The organism is Cereibacter ovatus, from assembly GCF_900207575.1.
GTDB classification, from domain to species: domain Bacteria; phylum Pseudomonadota; class Alphaproteobacteria; order Rhodobacterales; family Rhodobacteraceae; genus Cereibacter_A; species Cereibacter_A ovatus.
Genome location: NZ_OAOQ01000043.1, coordinates 1 through 3,506 on the forward strand (window position 1 = coordinate 1; position 3,506 = coordinate 3,506).

A 3,506-nucleotide genomic window follows, 5' to 3' on the forward strand; every position below is an offset into this window, starting at 1 on the left:
ACCCGCGCCCTGCACACGACCTCCGATTTCCCGATCATCCTCGGCAACACCGTGGGCCGCGTGCTGCGTGACGCCTACCAGGCCGCGCCCTCGGGTATCCGCCGCCTCGGCCGCCAGACGACCGCCCGCGACTTCCGCGCGGTGAACAAGATCATGCTAGGCGAGGCCCCGCTGCTGGAGAAGCTGAACGAGGCGGGGGAGATCAAGGCCGGGACGATGGCCGAGGCGCGCGAAGCCTACAAGATCGAGACCTGGGCCAAGAAGATCGGGATCACCCGCCAGGTGCTGGTGAACGACGACCTCGGCGCCTTCGCGGACCTTGCCCGCCGCATGGGCCAGGCCGCCGCAGAGACCGAGGCACGCATCCTTGTGACCCTGCTGGAAGCCAACAGCGGCAATGGCCCCACCCTGTCGGACAGCAAGGCGCTGTTCCACGCAGATCACGGCAACAAGGCGACCAGCGGCGCGGCAATCTCTGACACCAGCCTGTCGGCCGCCCGGCTGGCGCTGCGGACACAGAAGGGTACCGACGGCCGCATCATCCGCGTGACGCCGAAGAACCTGCTGGTCCCGCCCGCGCTGGAGACCGTGGCCGAGAAGTGGCTGGCGACCATCGCGCCTGCCACCGCCGCCGATGTGAACCCGTTCTCGGGGGCGATGTCGCTGGTGGTCGAACCCCGCCTCACCAGCGCCACCCGCTGGTATGTGACGGCCGACCCCGGCGAGATCGACGGCCTCGAGTTCGCCTATCTCTCGGGCAACGAAGGGCCCCAAGTGGAAAGCCGCTCCGGTTGGGACGTGGACGGCGTGGAAATCCGGGTGATCCTCGATTACGGCGCAGGCTTCATCGACCACCGCGGCTGGTTCCAGAACCCCGGGGCCTAAAGTGGCTGACCTCGCCCAACTCATCGCCTGGCGCGATGCCCTGATGGCTGCCCGCTATCAGGGCGTCCGCACTGTCGAATACGACGGCAAGCGGGTGACCTATGCCAGCGACGCCGAGATGGCGGCCGCGCTGGGCGACCTCAACCGACAAATCACAGGCACCACGGCGCGCATCGCCGTGGTCCGCATCCAATCCTCGAAAGGGCTTTGACAATGCAGAACTACATCCAGAACGGCCACGTCATGACCGTCACCACACCCGCAGGCGGTGCCACTTCGGGTGAGGGGCTGATCGTCGGCAACATCTTCGGCGTCGCCGCCTACTCTGCCGCCGAGGGCGATCCGCTCGAACTGGCTACCACGGGCGTCTACAAACTCCCCAAGGCCACCGCAGCAGTGCTGACCGTTGGCGCGCGCGTCGCCTGGGACAACACCGCAAAGAACATCAACGTGCCGGGCGCTGGGCGCTTCCCTGTGGGCGTGGCGACCGAGGCGGCAGGGAATGGCATCACCAGCGTCGCTGTGCGCCTCGATGGCGTGGGGACCGCCGCAGCATGAGGGAGCGGGACATTCGCGCGGTGCTGGATGGCCTCGGGCTACTGGTCCAGGACAGCAAGGATGCAGGCAAGCTTCAGGCCATGCGCAACTATGCGGCTGTCATGGCCCTGTGCGCCGACCTCCGGAGGTCGGCCGAGGAGTATAGGGGCACGCGGAACATCACCCTGGTCATCAGCGAGTTGGAGAACCACATGGCGGCCGTCGCCGGGCTGTTCCCGACTTGGGACTTGCCGAAGGATCAACACCTCGTGGGCGTACATTCCGCCATCAGCAAGCTGGCCATGGGCACATGCTTTGGCCAGTCAGCCTAGTCGGGAAGGGATGTTCAGGCGGCGTGCTCGCCCTCGCCGAACGCCATGTCGGTGATCTCGCGGAGGCGGGCACGGCAATGTTCCAGCGTGCCGACATGGCGCCAGTTCACCTCGTCGGGACCGCAGCCGAAGTGGTCGGCGCTGTGGGCGACCAACCGGGCCAGCATTGCGTCGATCTCGGTCTTCGCGGCGATGAAGGCGTCCAACGCGACATCGTTGGTCTTGGGCATGATCATCCCCGAGTTGGTTGCAGGGACATGACGGCTGGGCCGTCTCGATATGGCAAGTTGTTTTCAGTCGGCATTTCGGTGTTTCATCGGAGCATACCAACCTGATCGATTGTGCTATGCTTCCAAAGCCACTGCTTGACATACTCGAACCAGCCTATCGTCCCTGCGCGCATTTCGATGGCGCATGCGCGGGTGCCTGTGTGTGGGAACCGGCACGGGGTTTGGTGCCCTGTGCCTTCGGCGGCGCACTGGGCTCGCTCGATGAAGTGTGCTTGATCATCGTGACCGCAGAACCCGGCGACCCGCCAGACAGCACTGGCTATCAAGGGACGCCGCAGGACATGGTTCAGAATTCGGTGCGCATTTTTCGCGATGCGATGCAGGATGGTGGCATAGAAAGGGCTGGGCGGCCCACACCCTTTCATCGAAACATGCGCCGCATCCTTGATGCCTTCTGGCCGAAAGACAGCCTCGATGTCCAACTCCGGAAGACGTGGACGACCAACGCCGTTCTTTGCCCGGCCGAGGTTTCCGGGGGCAAGCACCTGCCGCGAGTAGAGAGGGCGTGTGCGGAGACCTATCTTGCGCGCCAGTTGGACCTTTTCCCGAATGCCTTTGTCCTGGCGCTGGGCGGCAAGGCGCGCGACCGCATGCAGACAGCAGGGTTGAGGTTTGACGCAGTCGGATTGCACCCGAGCGCGCGTGCATCGGATGCCGATAAAATGTCATCTTGGGAAAGCGCTGCGCGGCTGTTTCGTGGAGAGACGTCGGAAGGTAGGATCTCCGCACCGGCATCACCGCCACGGCAAGATCGATCACACCGCGTAAAGCGAGGTGCAATGCCACCGCGGCCAGAATTGACCGGCGATCTTCAGGCAGCCATCAGAGCCCTTCCGCCCGGAGTAGCCGACTTCTTCCGGAGATTGGTCGATCACCCGGACTATGGGTGTCAGGCAGGGCGGATGCAGCTGATGGTGTCCTTCCGCGGCGCGAAAGTGGGCGGTCTGAACCGCCAGGCATCGCATTGGTACTTTTCAAAGGTTTTCATCCGCGATCACGGCGATCCAGCCACAATGACGCAGCACGGTTTCGGGCATGTGGTCCACAACGAGAAGCACGAGTATTGGATGCGTCAGGGGGCCGGGGCGCAGGCTGCCTTCGAGGACGCAATGGTCGCAATGACCGGGGTACGGCCGTGAGCGACACGCCTTCGCCAACAGGAACGCACCATGAACATCCTGCGATTCCCATGTCGCATGGGTGTTGCACGGAAGAAATCGGAACGGCTGTAAGCCTTTGGAATCGCACGGAAAGATGTTGTTCTGTGTTGCAACGCAAAAAGCGCCCCGTGGGGCGCTCTGCTTCGTCGTAAGTCTTTGATATCTTGTAGGAAAGTTTGGTTGCGGGGGCAGGATTTGAACCTGCGGCCTTCAGGTTATGAGCCTGACGAGCTACCGGGCTGCTCCACCCCGCGTTGATTTATGTTTGGTTGTTTTGTTTTGTACGTTTTTGAGAGGTATCG

6 protein-coding genes and 1 tRNA gene are annotated in these 3,506 nt (G+C 63.4%); 5 read left to right on the forward strand and 2 right to left on the reverse strand.

Features of this window, described 5'->3' with window-relative positions:
- The 4 genes from CRO07_RS18020 to CRO07_RS18035 form a co-directional block, all read left to right on the forward strand.
- A partial coding sequence (locus CRO07_RS18020) for a phage major capsid protein (RefSeq protein ID WP_176504630.1) occupies nt 1-885 on the forward strand: 885 nt, incomplete at its 5' end.
- 1 nt (nt 886) lies between these two features.
- Nucleotides 887-1,096 carry a phage head-tail joining protein gene (locus CRO07_RS18025; protein WP_097031999.1) on the forward strand — a complete coding sequence of 70 codons (210 nt, stop codon included), beginning with the start codon at nt 887-889 and terminating at the stop codon, nt 1,094-1,096.
- A 2-nt stretch (nt 1,097-1,098) separates the two neighbouring features.
- Complete coding sequence (locus CRO07_RS18030) at nt 1,099-1,443, forward strand: DUF2190 family protein (RefSeq protein ID WP_097032000.1); 345 nt, start codon at nt 1,099-1,101, stop codon at nt 1,441-1,443.
- Entirely contained in the window at nt 1,440-1,754 is a 315-nt protein-coding gene (locus CRO07_RS18035; protein ID WP_097032001.1) for a hypothetical protein, read from the forward strand. Before CRO07_RS18030 ends, CRO07_RS18035 begins: the two co-directional genes overlap by 4 nt.
- Before the next feature lie 14 nt (nt 1,755-1,768).
- On the opposite strand, the gene CRO07_RS18040 is transcribed toward CRO07_RS18035, so the two are convergent.
- Nucleotides 1,769-1,984: a hypothetical protein gene (locus tag CRO07_RS18040; protein ID WP_097032003.1), complete on the reverse strand. Its 216-nt coding sequence runs from the start codon at nt 1,982-1,984 to the stop codon at nt 1,769-1,771.
- Nucleotides 1,985-2,256: 272 nt separating this feature from the next.
- On the opposite strand from CRO07_RS18040, the gene CRO07_RS18555 reads away from it, so the two are divergent.
- Entirely contained in the window at nt 2,257-3,183 is a 927-nt protein-coding gene (locus CRO07_RS18555) for a hypothetical protein (protein ID WP_141400112.1), read from the forward strand.
- A gap of 198 nt (nt 3,184-3,381) precedes the next feature.
- Here the strand turns inward: CRO07_RS18555 and CRO07_RS18050 are convergent.
- A tRNA-Met gene (locus CRO07_RS18050) sits at nt 3,382-3,458 on the reverse strand.
- Nucleotides 3,459-3,506 lie beyond the last annotated feature (48 nt).